Raw genomic sequence first — 24,563 nt, 5'->3', positions numbered from 1 at the left:
CCGGCCTCATCCCTCGTTGCCATAGGAGCCGTCCCAGTACGTCGACGGGCCGCCCGCGTTTTCGAGCCCGGCGTACCGGCTCATGAGGCCGATGGTCTCGGTCCACTTCGCCTCCGCGTTGGCACCTGGCGCGCCACCGGCGTCGATATCGAGCAGCGGCACGGCCAACGTGAGCTGCTCGACCAGCACCGGCTTGTCCGGCTCGTTCTCGGCCAGTTCGGCCATGGCGTCGGTGGCGCCGGGGATGTCCCTGGCGGATTCGGCCCAGGACCGCTGGGTGGCGCGGGTGAACGCCCGTACCAGGTCCGGGTCCTCGCTCAGGGTGTCCTCGTGGACGACGAGCCCGGTTCCGAGCATGTTCATGCCCCAGTCGGCGTACAGCAGGTAGTCGACCTTCTTGCCCGTACGCGCCTCGATGGTGGGTGCCTGGTCGTGGAAGAAGCCCTGGATCGCGTCCACCCGGCCCTCGGCGAGCGCGGCGATCTTGCCGGCCGCGTCGAGGTTGACGACCTCGACGTCCGACTCGGCCAGGCCGTTGGCCTTCAGCCAGGCGGGGAAGGTCGCGTAGATGGCGTCGCCCGGTGTGCCGCCGACGGTCTTGCCCTTGAGGTCGGCGGGCGACTTGATGCCCTTGTCGGCGAGGAACTCGATCGATGCGGGTCCCTTCTGCAGGAACACGCCGACGCTCTTGACCTTCATCCCGCTGGCGATGCCCTTGAGCAGTGGCGGAGTGTCCGCCCAGCCGAAGTCGGTCTGCTGCTGCGCGACGGCCTGGATGGTCTTGCCGGACCCACCGCCGGCGCTGATCGTGAGGTCGATGCCCTCGGCGTCGTAGAAGCCCTTCTTGAGTCCGTAGTAGAAGGGGGCGTGCTCGCCGTACGGCACCCAGTTGAGGGTGAGGGTCACCTTCTTCCTGCCGTCGGCCGTCGTCTGCCGCTCGCCGCCGTTGCCGCACGCGGCGAGTGATCCCAGCAGCAGGAGCGCGACGGCCGTGATTGCGAGACGTCTCATGGGTGATGCCTCCTGGAGCATCCGGCGGGGTACGGGCGGGCGTGTTCGCGGTTCAGGACGTGGTCAGCGGTACGCCGCCGCGCCGGCTGGCGTGCCACGGGATGAGCAGCGCCTCGGCGACCTCGACGACGGCGAAGAGCACGATGCCGATCAGCGACATCAGGAACAGGTCGGCGAAGAGCAGGGCGGCGTCCAGGTTGCCGTTGGCCACCAGCAGCACGTAGCCGAGGCCCTCCTTGGCGCCGACGAACTCGCCGACGACCGCGCCGACGACGGCCAGCGTGACGGCGACCTTGAGCCCGGACATCAGGTGCGGCAGCGAGTTGGGAAACCGGATCCTGCGGAAGGTCCGCCACGGCCCGGCGCCCATGGTGGCGGAGAGGTCGAGCAGTTCCGGGTCGGTCGATCGCAGCCCGGCCACACCGGAGATGACGACCGGGAAGAACGCGATGAGCACGGCCAGCACGATCTTCGGGGTGAGGCCCACGCCGAACCAGGCGACGAGCAGCGGCGCGATCGCGATCTTCGGGATGACCTGCGCGAAGAGGACGATCGGGTAGACCGCCTTCTCCAGGGTGCGGGAGTAGACGATCAGGACGGCGGTACCGAGGCCCAGCAGCGCGGCGAGTATGAAACCGATGACGGTCTCGTAGAGCGTCACGTACGTGTTGCGCATGAGGAACGACCAGTCCTCGGTCATGGTCGCCCAGACCTGGCCGGGAGTGGGCAGCAGGTAGTTGGGCATGTACTCGCGTTCAGCGACGAACCACCAGCCGGCGAAGAGCGCGGCGAGCAGCAGCGCCGGTCGCCAGAGCGCTTCGAGCAGGCGCACCAGGCGCGCGGCCGGCGGGGTGCCGCCACGCGCGCCCGGGTTGCCGGCGGACGCGGCGACGGGCGGGAGCTCCGCCACCGGGGGTATGGTCCCGGGCTGGTCGTCCGTGGCCGGGCCGGCGCTCTGGTCAGCCGCTCGCTGTGGCACGGGCACTCCTCCTCGATGTCGCGACGCCGGCGCCCAGCGGCTGTGCGCACGGCCCGCCTGACGTCGCGGAAAGGGCTTTCCCGAGGTGATCCATCCGACCGTAACGACCCTCGCCAGCCCCGTCAACGGTTCCCGGCGTCCGATGCCCCTATGACGCCTGTGAATGCCTGAGGCGACAATCACCCGGCCAGCCCGCCGGCTCGCCAGCGGACGCACAGACATTGACCGATCAAAATGAGTCTCGTAGGGTTGGACAGCGGCTGGAAAGCGCTTTCCGACTCCCGTCCCGCTTAGGAGCGCGTGCATGAGACGCCAACGCCGGCTAGTTCTCGCCCTGCTCACGGCCATCACCCTCCTGGTGACGAGCGCCGTGACGACCACCGCGAGCGCGGCAACCACCGCCACCGCCTCGTTCCGCGTACTGGTCTTCTCGAAGTCCACGGAGGTTCACCACGACTCGATCCCCGCCGGCATCGACGCCATCCGGAAGCTCGGCGCGCGCCATCGCTTCGCGGTCGAGGCGACCGACGACGCGGGCGCGTTCACCGACGCCAACCTCGCCCGGTTCGACGCCCTCGTGTTCAACAACACCAGCTCCACCCCGGAGTCCGGCGACCTGCTCGACGCCGACCAGCGGGCCGCGTTGCAGCGGTTCGTCCGTGGTGGCGGTGGCTGGGTCGGCCTGCACGCCGCATCGGCGAGCGAACGCGACTGGGACTGGTACGGGGGCTTGGTGGGAGCCATCTTCGACAACCACCCGGACTTCTCCACCACCGGCGGGACCTTCCCGGGCCGGATCAAGGTCCTCGACCACGCCCACCCCTCCACGAGGGACCTGCCGGAGCTCTGGGAACGCAGCGAGGAATGGTACAACTGGCGGACCAACCCGACGGGTAAGGTCCATACGCTCGCGCAGGTCAAGGTGCGCGACGGGATTCCCGGCCTCGACGAGGGCGTGGACCACCCGTACTCGTGGTGCCAGAACTACGACGGCGGCCGCTCCTGGTACACCGCCGGCGGGCACAGCCGCTCGTCCTTCGGCGAGCAGGCCTTCCTCAAGCATCTGCTCGGCGGCATCCGGTGGGCGGCCGGCGCCGTCGCCGGTGACTGCGGCGCAACCAGAACCAACAACTTCGAGCGGATCCCACTGGTCGCCCAGGACCTCTCCGACCCGTTCGAACTCGCCGTCGCGCCGGACCGCCGGGTCTTCTACATCGAGCGCACCGGCGCGCTGAAGGTCGTCGACCAGGAGAGCCTCGCCGTCACCACGCTCATCGACTTCGCCTACACCCCGGAGCAGACCAGCCAGTCCGACGGCCTGCTCGGTCTCACGCTGGACCGGAACTTCGCCAGGACGAACTGGCTCTACCTGCTCTGGTCGGACAAGGTGGAGAAGCAACTCAACCTGTCCCGGTTCACCGTCGACGGCGACAGTGTCAGCCTCGACTCGGAGAAGCGCCTGCTCACCATCCCGACCTGGCGCGGCGAGGCCCGCGCCAACTCGCACATGGGCGGGTCGCTGACGATGGACGAGCAGGGCAATCTGTACGCCGCCATCGGCGACAACACCGACCCGTTCGAGTCCAGCGGATTCGCCCCGGTCGACGAGCGGGACGGCCGGCGCGCGTTCGACGCGCAGGCCACCGCCGGCAACACCAACGACCTGCGGGGCAAGATCCTGCGGATCAAGCCCCAGCCCAACGGCGGGTACGTCATCCCGAAGGGCAACCTGTTCAAGCCGGGAACCCCGCGGACCCGGCCCGAGGTGTACGCCATGGGCATGCGGAACCCGTTCCGCATCACCGCCGACCCGAACAGCGGCGCGCTCCTGGTCGCCGACTACGGCCCGGACGCCAGGTCGGCCAACCCGGACCGTGGGCCCGAGGGAACCGTCGAGTACAACCGGATCACGCGGGCCGGCAACTACGGCTGGCCGTACTGCGTCGGTGACAACACGCCCTTCAACGACTACGACTTCGCCACCAGCACCTCCGGGCCGGTGTTCGACTGCGCGGCGCTGGTCAACGACTCCCCCAACAACACCGGCCTCACCCGGCTCCCGGCGGCCAAGCCGGCGCTGATCTGGTACGCGTACTCGGCCTCGGCGGAGTTCCCGGAGCTCGGCACGGGCGGCGGCGGGCCCATGAGCGGCCCGGTGTACGACTACGACCCGGCCAACCCGCGGGCGACGAAGTTCCCGCAGTACTTCGAGGACAAGTGGTTCGTCTACGAGCTGACCCGCAGGTGGTTCAAGACGGTGTCGATCCACGAGACCTCGCAGCGGTTCCGCGACGCCCGCTTCGGCCCGACCCGGCCGGGTGATCTGCAGTCCATCAACGGCGTTCTCGGGAACATGTCGTGGATCCAGCCCTTCGACGCGGAGTTCGGGCCGGACGGCTCGCTGTACGTCATCGACTTCGGTGAGGGCAGCGGCAGCGGTCGGGGCGGCAGCAACGAGGGCGCGGGCATCTACCGCATCGACTACGTCGCCAACAGCCGGCCACCGACGGCCCGGCTCGCCGTCGACAAGGAGAGCGGACCCGCGCCGTTGACCGTCGCCTTCTCCAGCGAGGGCTCCGGCGGGCCGGACGGCACGGCGATCGAATACGCCTGGGACTTCGACGGGAACGGCAGCACCGACTCCACCGCAGCGAACGCCAGCCACACCTACAGCACGCCGGGACGCTTCACCGCCCGGCTGACCGTCACCGCCACGAACGGGCAGACCGCCGTGGCCGTGCAGGAGATCACCGTCGGCAACACCCGCCCGACGGTGACGCTCAGCGTGCCGGACGGGGCGTTCTTCGAGTTCGGTGACCGGATCCCGTACACGGTGACGGTCAACGACCCGGAGGACGGCACCGTCGACTGCTCGAAGGTGGTCGTGCAGACCCAGCTAGGCCACGACTCGCACACCCATCCGATGGACAACTACATCGGGTGCAGCGGGGTGGCCCTGACCGAGACCAATGGCGGTGACGGGCACGGGCCGGGGCAGAACCTGTACACGGTGCTTACCGCGCAGTACACCGACGGCGGGGCGGCCGGCGCGCCGGAGCTGGTCGGCTCGACGAAGGCCGAGCTGCAAACCAGGAGCAAGGAGGCCGAGCACTTCGACGGCCAGAACGGGATCCAGGTGCTCGACCGGGCCACGGCCAGCGCCGGCAAGCGCATCGGCGACATCGACACCGGGGACTGGATCAGTTTCGGCCCGGTCAACCTGCGCGGCATCGACTCGGTCACCCTCGGCGTCGTCTCCGGCAGCAGCGGCGGTGACGTCGAGTTCCGGGCTGACTCCCCCACCGGTGAGCTCCTCGGCCAGGCCACCATCGGCGGCACCGGCGGCTGGGACAATGTCGTGTCACCCACCGTCGAGCTGACCGATCCGGGTCGGACGACCACCCTGCACCTGGTCTTCCGCAACCCGGACCAGACCGGTGGCACCCCCGATCTGATGGCGCTGGACTGGCTGCGCTTCAACGGGGCCGGCGTACGCGAGCAGACCGACGCCACGATCTCGGCCACCGCCACTCCCACCACGGGAACGGCTCCGCTGCAGGTGACGTTCGACGGCACCGCGTCGCCGGCCACCGGGCGCACCATCGTCGACCACATGTGGGACTTCGGCGACAACACGACCGTCGTGCACGCCGCGTCGGCCGGTCACACGTACGCCAGGCCCGGCACCTACACCGCACGGCTGACCGTCACCGACAGCCTCGGGGCGACCATGGCCTCGACCGTCGTCGTGACGGCGAACTGATGTTCCGGTGGTGGCGGTGCGGACCCTTCGCCCCGCCACCGCCGGCGCGTACCTCGACTGTCACGCCGCGCCGGCCGCACCGGTACGCCGTGCGCCGCGGCCCGTGTCCGCCGGCGCCCGACCGTCCGCCCTGTCGACTTCCGCGTCCACACCCGGGGAGAAGAACATGGATCGAACCACTGCCCGCCCGTTTCGAACACGACTCGCGCGAACCCTGCTCGCCGCGGCGATCGCCGCGGCGGCCCTGCCGTTCGCGCCGCCCGCGGCGGCGGCCGCCGCCGGCGCGAGCAGGCCTGACGCCCAGGAGCAGACCGACGCCTGCCCATGGGGCTACACCTCCTCGGCCACGGTCTTCTTCGGCCAGGACCAGGCCGACTCGGGCGTACCGAACCGCGACCTCGGTGACGGCTGCACGATCATGGACGCCATCTGGGCCGAGGCGCCCTTCGCCAACCACGGCAGCTTCCTGTTGACGGTCACCCGCCTCACCGGGTCGATCAAGAGGGACGGCGTCATCACGTCGCCCGAACGGGTGCGCATCCTGCTGGCCGCCGCCCGTTCCGACGTCGGCAAGCGACAGCCGGTCACCCGGACGCGCGCCGTACCCGACGGGCGGATCGGCCTCGTTCTCTACACGGTGCGAGCCACCATGCCGGCCGCGCCGGAGGCCACCCTGGCTGCGCTCGCCGGCTGCGGCTACCGCAACGCCGAGCCGTCCGGCGGGGTGAACAACTTCTACGGCCGGACGGCCGCTCAGCTCGCGCCGCTGGTGGCCCGGGCCGGCCTCACCGTGCCGTCGATCGGTGTCGGCCTCGGCGACCTCGAGAACAATCTCGACGGCGTCATCGCCGACGCCCAGGCGTTCGGCGCGCGGTACGTCCGGATCTCCGGTTCGGGTTCGTGGGACCTCGACGACTACTCGCGCCTCGCGGCGACGCTCAACACCGTCGGCGCCCGGCTCAACCAGGCGGGCATCACCGTGGCGTATCACAACCACGGGTTCGAGTTCACCGAACAGGACGGCGTACGCGGCTACGACGTGCTGGCACGGGAGACCGATCCGAACCTGGTGGCGATGGAGTTGGACCTGTACTGGGCGTCCAGCGCCGGGGTGGATCCGGTGGGGCTGATCCAGCAGTACCCGGGCCGGTTCTCGCTGTTCCACGTCAAGGACATGGCCGCCGACGGGTCGTTCGCCGACGTCGGCGAGGGGACCATCGACTTCAGCCGCATCTTCGCGTACGGCGGATTGGCGGGAGTCGAGTACTACCTGACCGAGAACGACAACCCACGGCCGGAGGGCGTCTCGTCGGCCTGCGACAGTTACGCCAACCTGCGCGCCCTCCGCTACTGACAGCCGTGGCGGCCCGTGGCGTCGCCACGGGCCGCCACGGTGTCGGCCGTCAGGGGCCGGTGACCTCGTTGTGCGGGCGTGGGCCACTCGGCGTGGTCGGCAGCTTGGTGATGGGCGGCAGCACCAGGGCGACGAGCGCGATGATCGCGATGACCGTGAACGGCAGCGTGTAGTTGCCGCTCGCCTCGAAGAGCGCGGACGTGATCAGCGGACCGACCACCCCGCCGATGCTCCAGGCGACGATCATCGCTCCGTACACCGCGCCCGCGTTCGGGGTGCCGAAGTAGTCCGCCGCGGTCGCGGGCATCGTGCCGAAGCCGCCGCCGTACGAGAGGTAGACCACCGCCGCGAGGACCGCGAACACGGCGAACGCGGCCGCATGCGGCAGGATGAAGAAGCAGATCGCCTGCAACACCAGCATCCCGATGAACGCCGTCATCCGCCCGACGCGGTCCGACAACCACGCCCAGGCCACCCGGCCCGCGCCGTTGAACAGACCGAGGATGCCGACCAGGGTCGCGGCGGTCGCGGCGCTCACCCCGGCGATCGTCTGCGCCGCGTCGGACGCCTGCGAGATCAGTGCGATACCGCAGGTGACGTTGAGGGTGAGGATCGCGGTCAGCAGGTACCACTGCCGCGTACGGAGCGCCTCGCCCAGGGTGTAGACCCGGGTGCCGGCGACAGCCCGGCCGCCGGTCTTCGGCGTGAAACCGGGGACGTGGTAGCCCGGGGGCGGGTTACGGAAGGTGGACGCACCGAGCAGGACCGCGATCAGGTACGCGATGCCCAGCGGCAGGAACACGCTCGTCTTGTCGGCCGTGCCGCTCAGCAATGCCTTCGCCACCGGCGCGACGATCACGGCACCGAAGCCGAACCCGGCCACGGCGATGCCGGTGATCAGGCCACGCCGGTCCGGGAACCACTTCGAGAGCATCGCGATCGGCGTGATGTAGACGGCGCCGAGGCCGATTCCGCCCACCACACCGTAGGTGACGATGAGCAGCCAGAGCTGGTCGCTGGAGGACGTGAGCGAGGCCAGGATGTTCCCGACCCCGTAGAGGATGCCGCCGCCCAAGGCGACCGGTCGCGGTCCGCGCCGGTCCTGGATGCGTCCGCCGATCAGGCTGCCGATGAAGATCGTGCCGATCGCGACGGTGAACGGAAGCACCACCTGCGTCTTGCTCCAGCCGAACTGCTCCTGCAGTGGCTGGTTGAACACGCTCCACGCGTACACCGCGCCGAGCGCGAGCTGGACGAGCACCGCGGCGACGACGAGGCCCCAGCGGCCTCCCGTCGGTCGGACGCCCTGCGCACTTGAGTGGGCCATGACCGATCTCCCCCGTGTGTCGGCTCATGGGCTGACGGCTGGACGTGCCGTCGCTCATGTCTCCGGCTCGCGGCGCCTCTCGATCGGCCCCTGACGAGCACGTTGTCCGGTCGCCCCGGCGCCAGCTCCGACCTGGGTCCGATCCGCCGGCCTCGGGCACCGGCGGGGCGGGCCGCAGTTCACCACTGCGGTGACGTCGGGGCAGGCGGTCGGCCGACGCGTCGCCGGTAAGCGGCGGCGCGGTGCAGTCGGCCGGCCTGCCGTCGGTCCGGGTGCGCGAACCAGGTACGGCATGACGTATGAACGTGAGCAAGTCTGACAATAGATGATTTGTCGGCTGGGCGCAGAACGATGACCGCAGTGGCAGTCGACCGGCCGCGTACGGCATCGCGCTCCCCCGCATCGCGGGCACAGCCGGACATCGGAAACATCGGGGTATCAGCGCCGCGTTTCGGGGAAGAACCTGCCGGTGCCGGACCCGACCGCCCTACCTTGGCCGCTGCCGTTCAGCGCCGCGGTGTTCCTCCTCGCCGGGGCGATCACGGTCGCGGGCAGCATCCGCCTGGCCGGTCTCGGTGACGCTCTCGCCGACCGGACCGGGTGGGGCGAGGCGCTCTTCGGCGTGGTGTTCTTCGGCATCGTCACGGGCCTGTCCGGCATCATCATGACGATCGTCGCCGCGGCCAGCGGAGAGGCCAGTCTCGGCTACAGCAACGCCGTGGGCGGTATCGCCGCCCAGACCACCGCCGTCGCCGTGGCCGACGCGTTCCACCGCCGCGCCAACCTCGAACACGCGGCCGCGTCCCTCTCGAACCTGCTCTCCGGCTGCCTGCTCATCGCGTTGCTCTCCCTCGCCCTGCTGGCCAGCTACGTGCCGGAGGCCAGCGTCGCGGGCGTCGACCCGATGTCCGCCGTCATCGTCGCCGCGTACGTCGGTGGGCTCGTCCTCATCCGACGCGCCGGCGCCGCACCCATGTGGCAGGCGATCGCCACCGCCGAGACCCGACCCGACGTGCCGCACAACGAGAATCCCCTGAACCGCCACTCACCCCGCTGGCTGTGGACCCGCTTCGCAGTCATCGGACTGCTGGTCGCCGCGGGCGGTTGGCTGGTCGCTCTCGCCGCCGAGAGCATCGTGAACGTGACGGGACTCAGCTCCGGGTTCGTCGGCGGCGTGCTGATGGGGGTGGTGAACGCGTTGCCGGAGACCGTCACCGCCGTCGCCGCGGTACGTCGAGGCGCGGTGACCCTGGCGATCGCGGCCGTGCTCGGCGGGAACATCCTCGACGTGCTGACCCTCGTCGCCGGTGACCTCTCCTACCGGGAGGGATCGATCTATCACAGCGCGGGCCCCGAGGAGCTGCTCGCCACCACCATCAGCCTGTTCATGACCGCGACGCTGCTCGGCGGCCTGCTCATCCGGCAGACCTGCGGATGGGGCCGGCTGGGCTTCGAAGGCATCCTGCTGCTGGCCACCTACGCTGGGATGACCATCCTGCTGGCCCTCTGACGGTCGGCTCCGCGGCACGGTGGAGCCCACGCTGCCGCCGCGGCGACGGTGCGGTGCACGGTCACCAGGTCACCGGTAGTTCCGCCGGGCCGAGGATCGCGTGCCCGGCCTTCCACGGCACCTCGCCGGGCGGCACCGCGAGCCGGAGCCGGGGAAGCTCGGTCAGCAGCAGCGCGAGGGCGGTGCGCACCTCCAGCGCGCCCAGGTGCGCCCCGATGCAGTAGTGCGGGCCGTAGCCGAAGGACAGGTGCGGGTTCGGATCGCGGTCGAAGTCCATCCGTTCCGGGTCGGGGAAGACTCGCGGATCGCGGTTAGCGGCGTCGTGTGAGGGAATGACGAGATCACCTTCGGCCAACTGAGCGCCGCTGGGCAGCCGCACGTCGGCCATCACCCGGCGCGGCATGTCGTCGCCGTTGGCGGTGGAGTGGAGCCGCTCCAGTTCGGTCACGGCGGAGTCCACCTGTCCCGGGTGGTCGAGCAGGTGTTCCCAGCCGGTCCGGCCGTCCCGGTAGGGACGGCTCTGCAACACGTACACGAAGGTGGCGATCGAACTGGCGGTGGTTTCCCAGCCGCCCACCACCAGCGAGATCGGCAGCTTGATCTGCACGTCCATCGGCTGGTCCGCCGCGTTGGTGGCGATCCTGCTCAGCAGGTCATCGGCGGGGCAGCCTCGGCGTCGTTCGAGCTGCTCCCACAGGTAGCCGCCCATCTCGGCGGCCGACCGGGCGGCGTCGTCGCGGCTGAGGTCGCCTGCTCCGAGGAACATGTCGCCCCACCGCCGGAACTGGAGCCGTTCCTCGTGCGGCAGGCCGAGCTGGTCGCAGATCACGTCCAGAGCCAGTGGGACGGCGAAGTCCCGGACCAGGTCGGCCGGCTGCTCACGGGCGGTCATCGCGGCCAGGTGCGCCTCGGCCGAGGCCCGCACCAGGGCAGCGCGTCGGGCCACCTCGGATCTGGTGAAGGCATCCTTGACGGTGCCGCGTACCCGCGCGTGCTCCGCGCCGTCCATGCCGAGCACCGTCCCCGTCACGTCGATCTGGTCGGTGGGCACGGCGGCGGCCCGCGAGAACACGTCCTGCCTGCGCAGCACCTCCCGCACGTCGGCGTACCGGCAGATCAGCAGGGCCGGGACCAGCTCACCGGCGACCTGGCGGACCACCGGCACGACGCCCGAGCCGGTGGCGGCGAACCGGACGTAGTCGGGGTGCTTGTCCGGGCCAGGCGGCCGGGTGACACCGTCGGCGTCGGTGTAGAAGGGGTGCAGCGACTGGACGTCGAGTTCCCGGCCGGAGACGCTCATGGCCGCACGATGTCATTCCAAGACACGCATGGCAATCAAGCAATCACATGACGTCATATCCGCCAGGCAGGCCGCATCGACAGACCGAACACCCGATCGACGCACACCAATACTGACGGGTTGTCAGGGAACGTGCGCCACCATCGTGGCTGCCCCGGCCGACGGCCGTCGGCCGGGGCGTCCACTAGCTCTCCGCGTACACCAGGTCCATCGTGTCGGTGTGCCCCGACCAGTGCAGCTCGAGCCGCCAGCAGCCCGCCTGCGGCAGATCGAGGCTCGATGGGCCCGGACCGCCGGTGACCTCCCGGGTCACCCGGGTGTCGGTGCCGGCCAGGATGGCGGTGATCTCCAGGTCGGGCGACACCGTCGGATCGGGCGAGTTGACGGCAGGACGGGAGACCCAGAGAACCTTGTTACTCGATCCGTCCGTCCTGTTCAACCTCAGGGGATGACCGAACAGCGCCGCGACGATGTCACCGTTGTCGCCCATGACGTGCGGCATCCGGGCGTCTCCGCTGAACCCGGTGCGCGCCCACTCGGGCAGGGACCCGGTCTCGATCCGCGAGTCGCAGCCGGTCCCGGCGCCACCGGCCGGGGTCGCAACCGGCACGGACGCGGGCTCGGTCGGCCCGGTCGTCGTGGTGCAGCCGGCCAGCAGAATCACCGACGCCGGAAGCAGGAACCTTCGCCACACACCCATCTCGCCCTCCCGTTGAACGCCCGGCCCGCCGATGGCAGGCGGTTGCCCGCCACTGTCCGGACACCGGTCGAGCGCCTCAGGTTCCGTACCCGGACCGGCGTTGCCGTCGGGCGGCCCACTCCGCTACCACACGGAGGCGGCGATCCCGACGGCCTCCGCCTTGGGAAGATCACTCTCGAGCCGGTAGGTCACACCCGCCTCCTCCCAGATCAGGGTCGAGGCGGCAAGCCGCGCGGTCTCCACCCGGGTCACCCCGAATCGGTCCACATAGGTCAGTTCGTGCGGGCCGGCGACCCAGATGGCGAACGCCCCGTTCACCTGTACCCACTCGGTCCCCGGGCCGCTGATCCGCTTCAGGTAGACGGGGTCGACTCGACCGTCGAACGCGTCGAGACGCAGGGTGCCCCCGCGATAGAGCAGCGACGCCACCCGGTACGCGCCAGTGCTGTCCGGGTCGGCCACCAGCACCTGCTCGGGCGCTCCCAGTGCGGCCGGTCCACGCAGCGGGAACCGCACCTTCCCCTGCGCCTCGTCGAGGGGCAGGGACCGTTGGGACGGCAGCGGCGAAGGGGCACCCGCGGGCGGCTCCGGCGCGGGCGCGGTCTCGATGGTGACGCCGGCGAACCGCAGCAACCCCGTCACGGCCCCGGCGAGGGCGGCCCGTCCCGGCGGCAGCAACCCGACGAGCAGCGCGACCAGCAGCGCGGCGAGGTAGTAGCGCCATCGGCGTGGCTGCGGCGCGGGTACGGCGAGCCGGGCGCGTACGCGGGCGGTCACGTCGGGCGTTTCCGGCGTGTGCAGCCACGGGGACAGGTCGCGCAACTGTCTCTCGAGGTCATCCATGACGGACCTCCTGGAGGTCGAGCATGGCGCGTAGCTTGGCGAGCGCCCGGGACGTCCGCGACTTGACGGTGCCGCGTGGCCAGCCGAGCATCGTCACCGTCTCGTCCTCGTTGAGGTCGAGGAAGTACCGGCAGACGATCACCTCGCGGTCCTTCGCGGGCAGCCGGCGGAGCGCCTCCACCAGCATCGTCCGACGCTCGGCGGCGAGTACGGCGCCGACGGCGCTGTCCCCCTCGATCGCCGGGTCCGGGTCGGCGGCCGCCGCCCGCAGGACGAGGCCGTCGCGCCGGGTGCGGGACCGGTGCAGGTTGCGGGTCTCATTCGCCACGATGGCCAGCAGCCATGACCGGAAGGACGACTCTCCCCGGTAGCGGGCGAGCTTGCGGTATCCCTTCACGAACGCCTCCTGGACGACGTCCTCCGCGTCCGAACCGGCGCCGAGCAGGACCGCCGTCCGGTACGCGGACGCGGTGTGCCGGGCGACCAGGAGTTCGTACGCCTCCAGGTCACCGTGCTGCGCGCGCTTGACGGACTCGTCGTCGTCCAGTGGAACCTCCGGCTCGGTCACACTCATGACACCGCGCGCGGCGTACCGGTTCCACTCGACGGACTTTCCGGCGGGAATCCGGCCGTGCCGTCAACTCCCGCACCGGTTACTCGGTGCGGTGGTCAGGGACTCTGCGGCGTGAGCAGGTAGTCGTCGGCGTCGGGGTGCCACGACAGGGCAACGGCGCCGGCCGTGGCGGCCGCCTTGCAGAACTGCAGGAAGCTGCGGTAGCCGAGCTTCTTCTCGCTGAAGTCGGGCCGGGCCCGACGGAGCTGATCCTTCAGGCCGGAGAGGGCCACCGCTCCGCCCTCGCCCGCCAGGTCGGCGACTACCGATCTGAGCAGCCCGAAGGCCGTCTCCCGGTCGCCGTGCTCGGGCAGGGACACCTCGGGGTCACCCTTCGCGGGCCCCTCGGCCAGTTCGATGACGTTGTGCGCGGCGAGGTGACGCAGAAGCTCGCCGAAGGTCCGGAAGCCGTAGTCGGACTCGCTGAACGTGGGGTCCTTCCGCAGCAGGGTCCGCTTCAGCCGCGAGGCGGTCACCTCGCCGCCGGAGCTGCCTTGCAGGCCGGCGACCGTCTGCGCCACGAGCGCGGCGAGTGCCTCGACGTCACGTACGGACTCCTCGACCGCGGGTTGGGGCTCGGCCGCCTGCACCGCCTGCCGGGGCTCCTGGGTGGCGGCACCGGCCGGGGTACGGCGGGCCCGCGGGGGCGGGATCTCGACGCCCTCGAGGCGGTCGTAGAAGAGGAACTCGTCGCAGGCGGGAGGCAGCAGCGCCGAGGTGGACTTCTCCACGCCGACGCCGACGACGCGCTTGTTGAGCTCGCGGAGCTTGTGGACCAGCGGCGTGAAGTCGCTGTCGCCGGTGCAGATGACGAAGGTCGAGATGTAGTCCCGCTCGAAGGCCAGCTCCACGGCGTCGACCGCCATCTTGATGTCTGCGGCGTTCTTGCGGGAGGCCCCCATCCGCTGGGGTATCTCGATGAGTTCGACGTGGTTGCGGGTGAGCATGCGCCGGTCTTCGTCGAAGTACGACCAGTCCGCGTACGCCCGGCGAACCACCACGCGTCCCCGCTCGGCGAGGGCGTCGGCGACGGGTCGGAAGTCGAACGCCGTTCCGCCGTGGTGGTCACGGAACCCCAGGGCGAGGTTCTCGTAGTCGAGGAACAGGGCAATCCGGTCTTCTTGATCCACGCAGGCAGCCTAGCGCGCCGGCTTTGAACGTTGATCGTGTGATCCGTCGGTTCCGAGCACCTATCGGTCAGGCGGTTTCCCGGCACGCGTCCCGCTACGACCGCCTGTCCCCTGGTGGGGCTGGCGGGTGCTTTCGCGCGTCCCACGCATCGGAGAGGACGACGGCGGCGAGGACAGCGGCGGGGACGACAGCGGCCAGCAGTGGTGGGGCGAACATCAGCGGTGCCGCCAGCCCGAGCAGGGTGAGCAGGGCGATCAGTCGGTCTGGCGAAACCCGACGGAAGACCGTGTGTTCCAGGAGTGCCCGTCCCACGATGAACAGCGCGGGTCCGCCGACAAGGACGGCGACCCACGCCGGGTCGCTGTGGCCGAGCGGTTGGGTGATGACGAGTTCGTCGCCGACCGCGGTGACGACCACGCCGGCCACCATCGTCAGGTGGGCGAGTGCCATGGGGCGGGCCAGCCGTATCGGATCGGCGGCGACGTCGATGGCTTCGGAAAGTAGTTCTCCGGCGCGGAAGACGTAGATCCTCCAAAGGAGCACGGTGGTGAGGATCGAGGCCGCGAAGGCGCCGATCCGGTCGGCGGTGAAGTCCGTCCGGGTGAAGGTGAGTCCCGTGACGAGGATCAGTTCGCCGAGGGCGAGGATGAAGAGTTGGCGGTGCCGCTCCGCCATGTGCTCGGCGGCGACGGGCCACTCGGGTGCGGTTATCCGCCCGAGCCGTGGGGCGGGAAACCGGAGGGTGAACGCGGCGTAATTGATCGCCGCGGCGAGGGTCCAGAGCACGGCGCGTGCGGCCTCGCCGGTGACACCGCCCGCGATCCAGAGCAGGCCGGTGCCGGTGGACCAGATGAGTAGTCGCCAGCCGATGCGCCTTTCCGGTTGGGGCAGGGCGACGCCGAAGAAGAGCGCCATCGCGATCTGGAGTACGACGTAAACGCTCGCGAATACGATGCTGCGCTCGTCGAAGGCGTCGGCCAGAAGGGCTGCCATCGCGATACTGGCGATCATCGTGCCCAGGACGACCGCCTGGACGGTGGGGTGGCGAGGGTTCAACCGGTTCGTGAGCCACGCCGCAAGGCTCCAGACCCACCACACCGAGAGGAGCAGCACGAGCGTCTGGTACGCCCCCGTCCAGGTCAGCTCCGAGGTCAGCTTTCGGGAGAGTTGGGTGAAGGCGAAGACGAACGCCAGGTCGAAGAAGAGCTCCAGGAGGCCCACCGGCTGCCGTTCCCGGGGCGCCCTGAGTAGCCCGCCTGGCTGTTCGTCCCCCATCACCTGCGTCCTACCGCTCCGGACCTCCGTGCCGAGGTGGGAACTCGGCAGACCACCCGAACGGGTGGAGCCGCACGTGCACCGGTCGACGAGTCGTCCCGTAGGGTCGCGGGGAGCCGTGCCAGCACGCGCGCCGGCTCTGCTGTGAGTTGCAGCCACACGGCGAACAAAATTCCCCGCAGGTCGGCTTCCCGTCAATTCCGCTCACTTCCGCGACTGCGGCCCTTTCGCTTTCCGGCGCAGGATCTGTTGCGTCGCGAAATCCGTGCCGCGCGAATCCCAGCGACGGCGATCCGGGGCCCGGGGCCGGGCACGCCACGCCCACCTGCGGAACCGCTAGCAGCGATTACATGCGGCAGTCATCGATGCGACGGTGCATTGTCGGAGAGATGACATCCGATCCGGTCGACCCCGGATTCACGCACAGAATTGGATGATCGGACGACACGGGTCGCCTTTCAAGCCGACCGGACCCCCCATTCGTTCCGCTCAGTCAATTTAGCTTCGACCGCATGTCACTAACCGGTCAAAGGCTTTGCCGAACGACCCGGAAAACCGATGCTCTCTTCGGGCCCGAATCGCGGCCCGGTGCACAGGGCCGAATTCGGCCCACCCGTGGGGAGGAGCATCAATGTTCGGTAGGAAGGCCACCAGGCCCGCGAGAACGGCGCTCGCCGTGATCGTGCCGGGTGCCGTGGTGGCGCTCGTGGGAGGGATCGGTCCCGCGTACGCCGGGGACCCGGGCGAGGACGCGAAGGCTCGCACCACGCCGGCCTATCAACTGGCGAAGGGCGAGCAGTGCGGGTTGCGGCCGTCAGCCGGCAAGAGCGCGAAGGACGAGCACCTGAGCTGCCTCGGCGTCGAGGCGAAGCTCGACCGGACGCCCGCGGTGGGCGAGACCGCGACACTGCGGGTCGCCGTACGCGCCGCCAGGAAGATCGGGCCTAGCGAGATCAGCGTCGCCCTGCCGGCCGAACTGGAGTGGGTGCAGGCGCCGGCCGAGCTGGGCGTGCAGAAGCGCAGCAGCGTCCAACCGGAGCGGGCCGGCGCCATCTCCGTGGCGCGGACGACCCGCACCCTGCGGGCCGGCGACAGTGTCGCGTTCAGCGGCGTGGTACGGGCGGTCAAGGCGGGGCAGGTGCAGATCCAGGCCCGAGCGACCGCGCCGTACGGCAAGGACGTCCAGGCCGGCCAGGACGACGTCTTCCTGACCATCGCGGGGAAGTCGGGGGCGTCCCGGCTCGGACACCCGGTCCCGGCGGGCGACAACGCCACCATGCGCGTACCCACCACGGAGCGGGCGCCGCGGCCGTCCGGGCAGACGCCGAAGAGCGTCGGCGCCCAGAACGTGACGGGACCGGCGCAGGCCGAGGCGCGGGCCAAGGGGCTCAAGGTGATCGGCCCGCAGGCGCCGTGCGACACCCGCGTGGCCGGGAACTGGAGCTTCCAGGATCAGAACGGCACCTGGCACAACCAGATGAACATGCAGGTGCAGGTCTGGGACGATGACGTCTTCGGTGACTCGCTGCTCGCCACCGGCGTGACGGACGGCGCCGGGAACTACAACATCTGCTTCGACTCGAAGGTCGAGGGCTTCCCGGACAGCGGAAACGCCGACATCTACGTCCGCTTCCTCACCTCGAACTCCCTGTGGCAGGTGCAGCGCGGTGGCAACCCGTTGACGTTCCAGACCGGGACGACGAACGACGTGCCCACCGGCAGCACCCTGAACCTCGGTTCGCTCACCGCCGGCGACGGGGCGCTGCAGCGCGGTCTGCACGCCTACGACTCCGCGAACGACGCGTGGTTGTGGGTTCCGAAGCCGAACAACCTGTGCTGGGACCAGGACGACGCGAGCTGCCGCCAGGTGGTCATCAACTGGGCACCGGACTCGACCGACGGCACGTACTACGACCTGGGCGGCAACCAGGTCCACCTGGCCGCCGACGACCCGAACGCGCCGACCACCGTGGTGCACGAGATCGGCCACGCGGTGATGGACGACCTCTACAACGACAGCTTCCCCGCCGCGCCGAACTGCAACCCGCACAGCGTGACCGGCGCCAGTTCGGCCGGCTGCGCCTGGACAGAGGGTTGGGCGGAGTGGTTCCCGGCCACCGTCTACAACGACCCGTTCTTCCGGTGGCCGAACGGCGCCTCGCTGAACCTGGAGAACGCGAGCTGGGGCAACGGTTGGGGCGAGGGCGACACCACCGAGGGTCGGGTCGCCGCCGCGCTGATCGACATCACCGACTCGGCGAACGAGGCGACCTGGGACCGGTACGGCGAGGGGCCGTGGAACATCTGGACGACCTCCCGGCTGCACAACTCCACGACGTTCGCGAACTTCTGGTCCCACCGGACCGCGGACGGCTTCAACGTGGCCGACTCCGGCGCACTCGCCTCGCTCTACCAGAACACCATCGACTACCAGTTCCGGGACCCGCTGGGCAACTACGCCCCGCTCGTCCGCCCGACGCCGACGCCGCCGCACAACTTCGGCTACTCGACCTCGTGGAACTACTGGTCGGTGGTCGCGCTCAAGCCCAACTCCGGCGATCTGGACCTGCAGCTCTACGACGACCGGGCGCAGGGCGCCTACCTGAGCGGCAGCGCGGCTGGCGGCACCACCATCGACTTCGTGGCGGTGGACTCCAACCGCCGGGCGCTGGGTGACTACTACCCGCGGGTCACGAACTGGTCCGGCGGCGGTGGCTACCGGGTCGAACTCGCCCAGGGCGGTGCCGTGCTGAGCGTCGGCAGCAGCACGATCAGCATGGGCACGAACAACGTGGTCACCGTACGGGACACGTACCTCACCGCCGGGGTGCCGGTCACCCTCTCGGTGGCGGCCACCAACGCCGGTCAGGACGCCGAGCTGTTCCTCATGGGCAGCGACGCGAACTCGGCCACCTGGATCCGTCCCCGCTCGGGTGCGGTGGCCTCCGCCACGGCCGGTGGCGCCGGCGCGACCGAGACGATCACCTTCACTCCGACCGTCAGCGGCTGGTACGGCGTGGTCGTGATCAACAAGGCGGGCTCCGGGAACTACACGCTCTCCCGGGCCTGACCGCTACATCTCCGACCGGTCCGGGAGCGCCCGTCGCGGCGCTCCCGGACCGCTGTCCGGGAGCCGTACGCGATCCGTCCCGAATTACACGGAACCAGTGCTCACGCCGTCGCGTCCGACCGGCGTTGACCCGACCCGGGAGGCGACAGATGCACCGACTGCTTGCCCTGCTGGCGGCGCTCGCCGCGATGACGGCCGTGGCGGGCTGCGGCGAAAGCGGTGGCGGCGGGTCACCGCCACCGCCAGGCGCGACGACACTGGTGCTGCGCCTGAGCGAGCTGCCCGGCATGCTGCCACCCGGTGGCGTGGCGGCCGTGCCCCCGCGCTACTCCCTGTTCGGTGACGGCCGTCTGATCAGCGCTTCGGACGGGCCCTCACAGGGGTGGCCGCAGCTGCACGAGGACACCGTCGCGCCGGACGGGGTACGCGAGCTGTACGGTGCGGCCACCGCGTTGCCGGACGGACCCGCGGCGGACATCCCGGACGGGCCCGTCGTCCAGGTGACCGTCGGCAGGGCCGGCGGGCGGCACAGCGTCACGCTGGACCGAGCCGACCCGGCGGCCGCGCGGCTGCTGGCGGCGCTCGCCCGGCACGCCGACGGACCGCCGGTGCCGTACGAGCCGACCGCCGTCGCGATCGTGGCCACCCCCGCCGATCCGGCGGAACCGGCCCGGCCGTGGCCGTTGCCGGCCCTGGCCGGCGAGCCGCTGGGCGCGACGTCAGCCGGTTCCACCTGCCTCGTGCTGCGGGGTTCCGACCTCGACATCGCGCGGCGGGCGGCCGGCACCGCCGACGCCGCCGTGCGCTGGAGCAGTGCGGGGCAGGTGTGGCAGGTGGCGCCGCGTCCGCTGCTGCCCGACGAGACGGGGTGCGCGGACCTGTAGTTCCTGCCGGCGACCGACGCGCCTCCGGGAGCGCCGGTGAGTCTTCGCTCATTCCGGCAGTAGCCGGCGGAGCACTCCCCTGCCGGTCGCTCCCATCCGGTACGACTGCACCAGGTACGAGCCGCAGGCGATGTTCGCGCCGGCCAGCACCGGCACCAGGAACTGCACCAGCCGTTGTCTCCGCTGCCAGGCCGCGATCTCGGCGGGAGTCTCCGCGGTCGGCAGTGCGCGTCGCGGACCTCGACCCTCTCACCGCGCCGGTGAGCCTCCTCGGCGAGGCGACCGATCCGGTTACCGCAGTAGGCGGCGTACGCGATGGCCGCCGCGCCCGCTACGGCGAAGCCGGCCTTCAACGCACCCAGCGTCCCGCAGCCCTTCGGCGTGGTTGTCAGCGGCGGTCAACTGCATCCCGGGCTCCTCGACGGTGCGCCTGGTCGTCTTAGCAGGCTTGGACATCCTTCGCCGGATTGAAGCACTTTCGTTCAGCCGGCAACGGCCGATCCGCCGACCCGCTCATCGTCCCGGCGACCGGATCCGGTCCCCGGCTGACCGGGCCAGGATCCGGCACTCGGTACCAGGAAGCCGTTGAGATGGCCGTGCTGACGCTCGGCTGTTCACCGGTAGCCCGGACGAGTGACAGGGCGCGGGCAGCGCCCCGACGGGACCCGAACCGCGAGAGTGTTGGCAGAGCCGATGTCTGCCCTGCGTCAGCCACCTTCGCGCGGCCACCCGCACCGTGGATCGTCCATCGCTCTCATACCGCGGCCGGCCCGGCGCGTCCTCGTGACGATCGACGCGCCGGGCCGGGACCGTGCCGAAGTCCTGTGGACGATGACGGGTGCGGGTGGACCCGCCGGCGCGGTCTCGCCGGGCATTTGCGCAGCAGGGCGGGCCGATGAGCATCGAGGAGGCGACGTGACCGGACAGCCGAACACCGCGGACAGCCAACCCCGCCTACATCAGCACGGGCGGGAGATTCAGGCCTTCGGTACCGTCCGGCAGCTGCCGGTCGCCCTCGCGTACGAGGCGCGGTTGTACTCGTGCGAACGGTTGAACCGCGTCCTCGCCGACACCCGCATCCTGCACGCGCTGTACAAGAAGTACCACTGGCTCATGCGGGGGCACACGTTCTACCAGCTGCATCTCCTGCTCGACAAACACGCCGACGAGCAGCTCGAACTGGTCGACATGCTGGCCGAACGGGTACAGACGCTCGGCGGCGTCGCGGTCGGCGACCCGCGACACGTAGCCGAGCTGACCCGGGTTCCCCGGCCGCCCGACGGCGTCGAGGAGGTTCCCGGGATGCTGTCCCGCTTGCTCGAGACGCACGAGACGATCCTGACGGACGCGCACGACGCGGCAGCCCGGGTCGCCGAAGCCGGTGACGACGGCAGCAACGATCTGCTGGTGTCGAACGTGATTCGCACCAACGAGTTGCAGGCCTGGTTCATCGCCGAGCACCTCGTGGACACGCCGGCCGTACGCGCCTGAGCTCCGGCCCGGCGGGCCGACGCGGCGGCCCGGGAGTCCGTGGCCCGGGTGGACGCGGTGCGCCGCCTGTCCTGCCCCCGGTTCGACGGACAGGACACCTGTCACGTCACGCGACGTCGGCGCGCCCGAGCCGCCAGTAGCCCATGAACGCGACCGCGCGCCGGTCGAGGCCCCGCTCCCCCACCAGGTGCCGGCGCAACGTGCGGATGACCCCCGCCTCCCCGGCCAGCCACGCGTACAGCGGCGACGAGGGCGCCTCGGCGGGCACCTCCCAGAGGATCTCGGTGTCCACGTCGACGTCGTCGTCCGGGCCGGTGGCGGGCTCGGCGGAAGCGGTGATCAGGTCGCCGGTGGCCGCGGCGACGGCTGGGACGAGAAGGCTGCCGTACCCGCCGGAGCCGCGCGGTAGCCAGGTCAGCTCGACACCGGGTGGCGTCACCAGTGGGAGCGTGTCCGCGGCCTCTGGCACCTCGATGAGCGCCCGGCCGGACGCGTCCAGCGGGAGGCGCTCAAGGATCGCGGCGATCGCCGGCGCGGCGGTCTCGTCCCCGGCGAGCAGCAGTCGACCGGTCGACGGCAACCGGAACTCGATGCCGCCGTGGTCACCGGGGTAGCCGGCGTCCGGGCCGACGAGCGCGATCTCGTCGCCCGGCCGGGCCCGCCGTGCCCATCGAGTGGCCGGGCCGCCGTCGCCGTGCAGGACCAGGTCGATGTCGACCTCGGCCAGGTGTGGACGGACGGCCCGCACGGTGTAGGTGCGGACGGGGTTGCGCTGTTCCTCGGACAGGGCTCGCCATTGCGCGTACCAGTCGGGACCGTCCGGCAGCCGTACCCCGCGCTGGCCGGGCAACGGCAGCGCCAGTTTGATCCGCTGGTCCCAGCCGTTGTCGGCGAACCGGTCGAGGTCGGGGCCGGTGAACGTTACCCGCACGAACGACGGGCTCAGCCGGTGCACGGCCCGGACCTCGACGGTGAAGACACGCCAGGGCGCGATGGGCAGGGTCTCGGTCATGGTGCCTCTCTGGGTCGGAACGGCGCCGATCAAAGTTAGGGTAGCCTAACCTTCATCGGTCATGAGAGGAAGATCCGGGATCCGGTAGGCACTGCATCCGGCACCGCTCGCTCCGACATCGACCTGTCGGCCGATCTGCGAGCTCCCGGCCCGGCCTGCGGCTACACCTCGATGTACGAACCCATGATGACCGTGCGATCGCGTGGCAGGCAGAAGTGTTCGGCGGCGTCGGCGGTGATGAACGAGGTCGTGATGAACAGCCGCTTGCGCCAGCGTGGCATGGTCGGCCGGCCGCCGGCGCGCAGCTCGATCTTCGACAGGAAGTAGGACGCCTCGTCGGCCTCGATCCGCCCCTCGACGTCACTGGCGTTCAGCCGCTTCAGCATCTCGGGCACGTCCGGGGTCTCCATATAGCCGAAGTAGGCGCTCACATGGGTGATGCCGTCGTCGGAGTAGCCGAGGTCGTCGACGACGATCCGCTGGTCCACGGAGACCCGGGGCACCGGCTTGGTCTCGATCGAGAGGATCACCACGTGCTCGTGGCGTACGTGGTTGTGCTCGACGTTGGCGCGCATCGCGAGCGGCACGGTCTCCTTGCCGCGGTTGAGGAAGATGGCCGTTCCGGGAACACGCCGGGCGAGCTTGCCGTCGCTGCGTAGATCGTCGACGAATTCACGCAGCGAGCCCTCGTGTCGCTGGCGTTCCGAGGTGACGATCTCGCGTCCGCGTTTCCACGTCGTCATGATGGTGAACGCGGCGAGGCCGATCAGCAGTGGCACCCACGCACCGTGCAGCAGCTTGGTCGCGTTCGCCCCCAGCAGCAGCAGGTCCCACACCAGCAGCGGCACCGCGCCCAGGCCGAGCAGCCACAGTGGGACCTTCCACTTCCAGCGGCCGAGATAGAACAGGAGGAAGGTGCTGATCGTGATCGTCGCGGTCACCGCCATGCCGTACGCGAAGGCGAGCCCCGCCGAGCTGCCGTAGGCGAGGACCAGGGTGAGCACCGCGACCATCAGCAGCCAGTTGACCCACGGCACGTAGACCTGGCCGACAGTGGATTCCGAGGTGTGCAGGATCCGAAGCCGGGGGAGGTAGCCCAGTTCCGCGGCCTGCGAGGCGACCGAGAAGGCACCGGTGATCACGGATTGGGAGGCGATGACGGTCGCGACGGTGGCGAGCAGGGTCAGCGGCAGCCGACCCCAGTCGGGCGCGAGCAGGAAGAATGGTCCGCTGATGTTGCTCGGGTCCTTGAGGATCAACGCGCCCTGGCCGAGATAGCACAACGTCAACGCGGGGAACACCAGGGCGAGCCAGGCTCGGGTTATCGACCGACGACCGAAGTGCCCCAGGTCGGCGTAGAGCGCCTCGGCGCCGGTGACGGCGAGCACGATGGCCGCGAGGGCGAAGAACGCGACCTCGAAGCGGCCGGCCAGGAACCCCAACGCGTAGGTCGGCGAGAGCGCCTTGAGGATGTCCGGATGCTGGGTGATGCCCCGCACTCCGCAGGCGGCGACGGTGACGAACCAGACGATCATGATGGGCCCGAAGAGGCGACCGACCGCCGCGCTCCCTCGGCGCTGCGCGACGAACAGCGCCGCGATGATCACCACGGTGATGGGCAGGACGAGCTCCGCCAGCGACGGTTCGACGACCTTGAGACCCTCCACGGCGGAGAGCACGGAGATCGCCGGAGTGATCATGCTGTCGCCGAAGAACAGCGCGGCGCCGAAGATGCCGAGCGCCACGAGCACCGGCACGGCTGGCCCACCACGTCGTACGTTGCGGCGCAGCAGGGTGATGAGGGCCATGATGCCGCCCTCACCGTCGTTGTCGGCGCGCAACGCCAGCAGCACGTAGGTGACGGTGACGATGATCATCACGGTCCAGAACACCAGTGAAACCACCCCGAACACGTTCTGCGTGCTGATCGGGACGGGATGCGGATCGCTCGGGTTGAACACCGTCTGCATCGCGTAGATCGGGCTGGTGCCGATGTCGCCGAACACCACCCCCAGCGCGCCGATGACCAGCGCGAGTCGCACACTGTCGCGCGCGGCCGCGCTGGTGGCCCCCAACGGCCGCGCCGCCGGTCCGGTCTCGGGCACGCCCGGTTGCTGCCGCTCGGTCACGGCGCTCCCCCCTGTGGCCGGCGACGACACCGGCTGGACGCCCAGGGCACCAGATGCCGGACGTCGGCATATCGGCACATTACCGGCAGAACGGCGGGTCCGGCGGCTGGTCAGGGAGAGACGCGTCGGCCTGCGGAGTCGATCCGCCGAACGGGCGCCCGAGCATTCGGA

The 24,563-nt window shown here is 70.4% G+C and carries 17 protein-coding genes; 6 read left to right on the top strand and 11 right to left on the bottom strand.

Translation table 11 applies throughout. From position 1 onward, the window contains the following. Window positions 1–6: 6 nt before the first annotated feature. Complete coding sequence (locus BXA10_RS18030; protein ID WP_076471553.1) at window positions 7–1,011, bottom strand: ABC transporter substrate-binding protein; 1,005 nt, start codon at window positions 1,009–1,011, stop codon at window positions 7–9. A gap of 52 nt (window positions 1,012–1,063) precedes the next feature. Then, window positions 1,064–1,921, bottom strand: a complete 858-nt coding sequence (locus BXA10_RS18025) for an ABC transporter permease (protein WP_084752954.1) — start codon at window positions 1,919–1,921, stop codon at window positions 1,064–1,066. Window positions 1,922–2,294: 373 nt separating this feature from the next. Between BXA10_RS18025 and BXA10_RS18020 the strand changes: the two genes are divergently transcribed. Together BXA10_RS18020 and BXA10_RS18015 are read left to right on the top strand one after the other, a co-directional pair. Beyond that, entirely contained in the window at window positions 2,295–5,753 is a 3,459-nt protein-coding gene (locus tag BXA10_RS18020; protein ID WP_076471552.1) for a ThuA domain-containing protein, read from the top strand. 166 nt (window positions 5,754–5,919) lie between these two features. Next, window positions 5,920–7,107: a sugar phosphate isomerase/epimerase family protein gene (locus BXA10_RS18015; RefSeq protein ID WP_076471671.1), complete on the top strand. Its 1,188-nt coding sequence runs from the start codon at window positions 5,920–5,922 to the stop codon at window positions 7,105–7,107. A gap of 49 nt (window positions 7,108–7,156) precedes the next feature. On the opposite strand, the gene BXA10_RS18010 is transcribed toward BXA10_RS18015, so the two are convergent. After that, window positions 7,157–8,434, bottom strand: coding sequence for an L-lactate MFS transporter (locus tag BXA10_RS18010; RefSeq protein WP_076471551.1), 1,278 nt, complete (start codon window positions 8,432–8,434; stop codon window positions 7,157–7,159). 469 nt (window positions 8,435–8,903) lie between these two features. Between BXA10_RS18010 and BXA10_RS18005 the strand changes: the two genes are divergently transcribed. Then, window positions 8,904–9,944 (top strand): sodium:calcium antiporter, encoded by a 1,041-nt coding sequence (locus tag BXA10_RS18005; RefSeq protein WP_076471550.1) that lies wholly within the window; start codon window positions 8,904–8,906, stop codon window positions 9,942–9,944. A gap of 61 nt (window positions 9,945–10,005) precedes the next feature. Here BXA10_RS18005 and BXA10_RS18000 read toward each other — a convergent pair whose 3' ends face one another. From BXA10_RS18000 to BXA10_RS17975, 6 genes are all read right to left on the bottom strand, one after another. After that, on the bottom strand, window positions 10,006–11,244 hold the full coding sequence (locus tag BXA10_RS18000; RefSeq protein ID WP_076471549.1) for a cytochrome P450: 1,239 nt from the start codon (window positions 11,242–11,244) through the stop codon (window positions 10,006–10,008). Between the two features lie 184 nt (window positions 11,245–11,428). Further along, on the bottom strand, window positions 11,429–11,944 hold the full coding sequence (locus BXA10_RS17995; protein WP_076471548.1) for a hypothetical protein: 516 nt from the start codon (window positions 11,942–11,944) through the stop codon (window positions 11,429–11,431). A gap of 123 nt (window positions 11,945–12,067) precedes the next feature. After that, on the bottom strand, window positions 12,068–12,787 hold the full coding sequence (locus BXA10_RS17990; protein ID WP_076471547.1) for a hypothetical protein: 720 nt from the start codon (window positions 12,785–12,787) through the stop codon (window positions 12,068–12,070). Further along, the gene (locus BXA10_RS17985) at window positions 12,780–13,361 is read right to left on the bottom strand and encodes an RNA polymerase sigma factor (RefSeq protein WP_139338032.1); all 582 of its coding nucleotides are present in this window, start codon (window positions 13,359–13,361) and stop codon (window positions 12,780–12,782) included. Before BXA10_RS17985 ends, BXA10_RS17990 begins: the two co-directional genes overlap by 8 nt. A 95-nt stretch (window positions 13,362–13,456) precedes the next feature. Then, window positions 13,457–14,530 (bottom strand): NYN domain-containing protein, encoded by a 1,074-nt coding sequence (locus BXA10_RS17980; protein ID WP_076471546.1) that lies wholly within the window; start codon window positions 14,528–14,530, stop codon window positions 13,457–13,459. A 94-nt stretch (window positions 14,531–14,624) separates the two neighbouring features. Next, window positions 14,625–15,806, bottom strand: a complete 1,182-nt coding sequence (locus BXA10_RS17975; RefSeq protein WP_076471545.1) for a low temperature requirement protein A — start codon at window positions 15,804–15,806, stop codon at window positions 14,625–14,627. Between the two features lie 631 nt (window positions 15,807–16,437). Here BXA10_RS17975 and BXA10_RS17970 point away from each other — a divergent pair. The 3 genes from BXA10_RS17970 (at window position 16,438) to BXA10_RS17960 (ending at window position 21,251) form a co-directional block, all read left to right on the top strand. Next, complete coding sequence (locus BXA10_RS17970) at window positions 16,438–18,876, top strand: hypothetical protein (RefSeq protein ID WP_084752952.1); 2,439 nt, start codon at window positions 16,438–16,440, stop codon at window positions 18,874–18,876. A gap of 149 nt (window positions 18,877–19,025) precedes the next feature. Then, window positions 19,026–19,760 carry a hypothetical protein gene (locus tag BXA10_RS17965; protein ID WP_076471544.1) on the top strand — a complete coding sequence of 245 codons (735 nt, stop codon included), beginning with the start codon at window positions 19,026–19,028 and terminating at the stop codon, window positions 19,758–19,760. Window positions 19,761–20,675: 915 nt separating this feature from the next. After that, window positions 20,676–21,251, top strand: a complete 576-nt coding sequence (locus BXA10_RS17960; protein WP_076471543.1) for a Dps family protein — start codon at window positions 20,676–20,678, stop codon at window positions 21,249–21,251. Window positions 21,252–21,357: 106 nt separating this feature from the next. On the opposite strand, the gene BXA10_RS17955 is transcribed toward BXA10_RS17960, so the two are convergent. Together BXA10_RS17955 and BXA10_RS17950 are read right to left on the bottom strand one after the other, a co-directional pair. Then, entirely contained in the window at window positions 21,358–22,263 is a 906-nt protein-coding gene (locus tag BXA10_RS17955) for a siderophore-interacting protein (RefSeq protein ID WP_076471542.1), read from the bottom strand. A 161-nt stretch (window positions 22,264–22,424) separates the two neighbouring features. After that, window positions 22,425–24,392, bottom strand: coding sequence for a potassium transporter Kup (locus tag BXA10_RS17950; RefSeq protein ID WP_076471541.1), 1,968 nt, complete (start codon window positions 24,390–24,392; stop codon window positions 22,425–22,427). Window positions 24,393–24,563: the final 171 nt, after the last annotated feature.

The sequence above is a fragment of the Micromonospora avicenniae genome, from assembly GCF_900156065.1.
Classification (GTDB): domain Bacteria; phylum Actinomycetota; class Actinomycetes; order Mycobacteriales; family Micromonosporaceae; genus Micromonospora; species Micromonospora avicenniae.
Note: the sequence above shows the minus strand (reverse complement) of the source record. Positions and strands in the feature narration are given on the sequence as shown.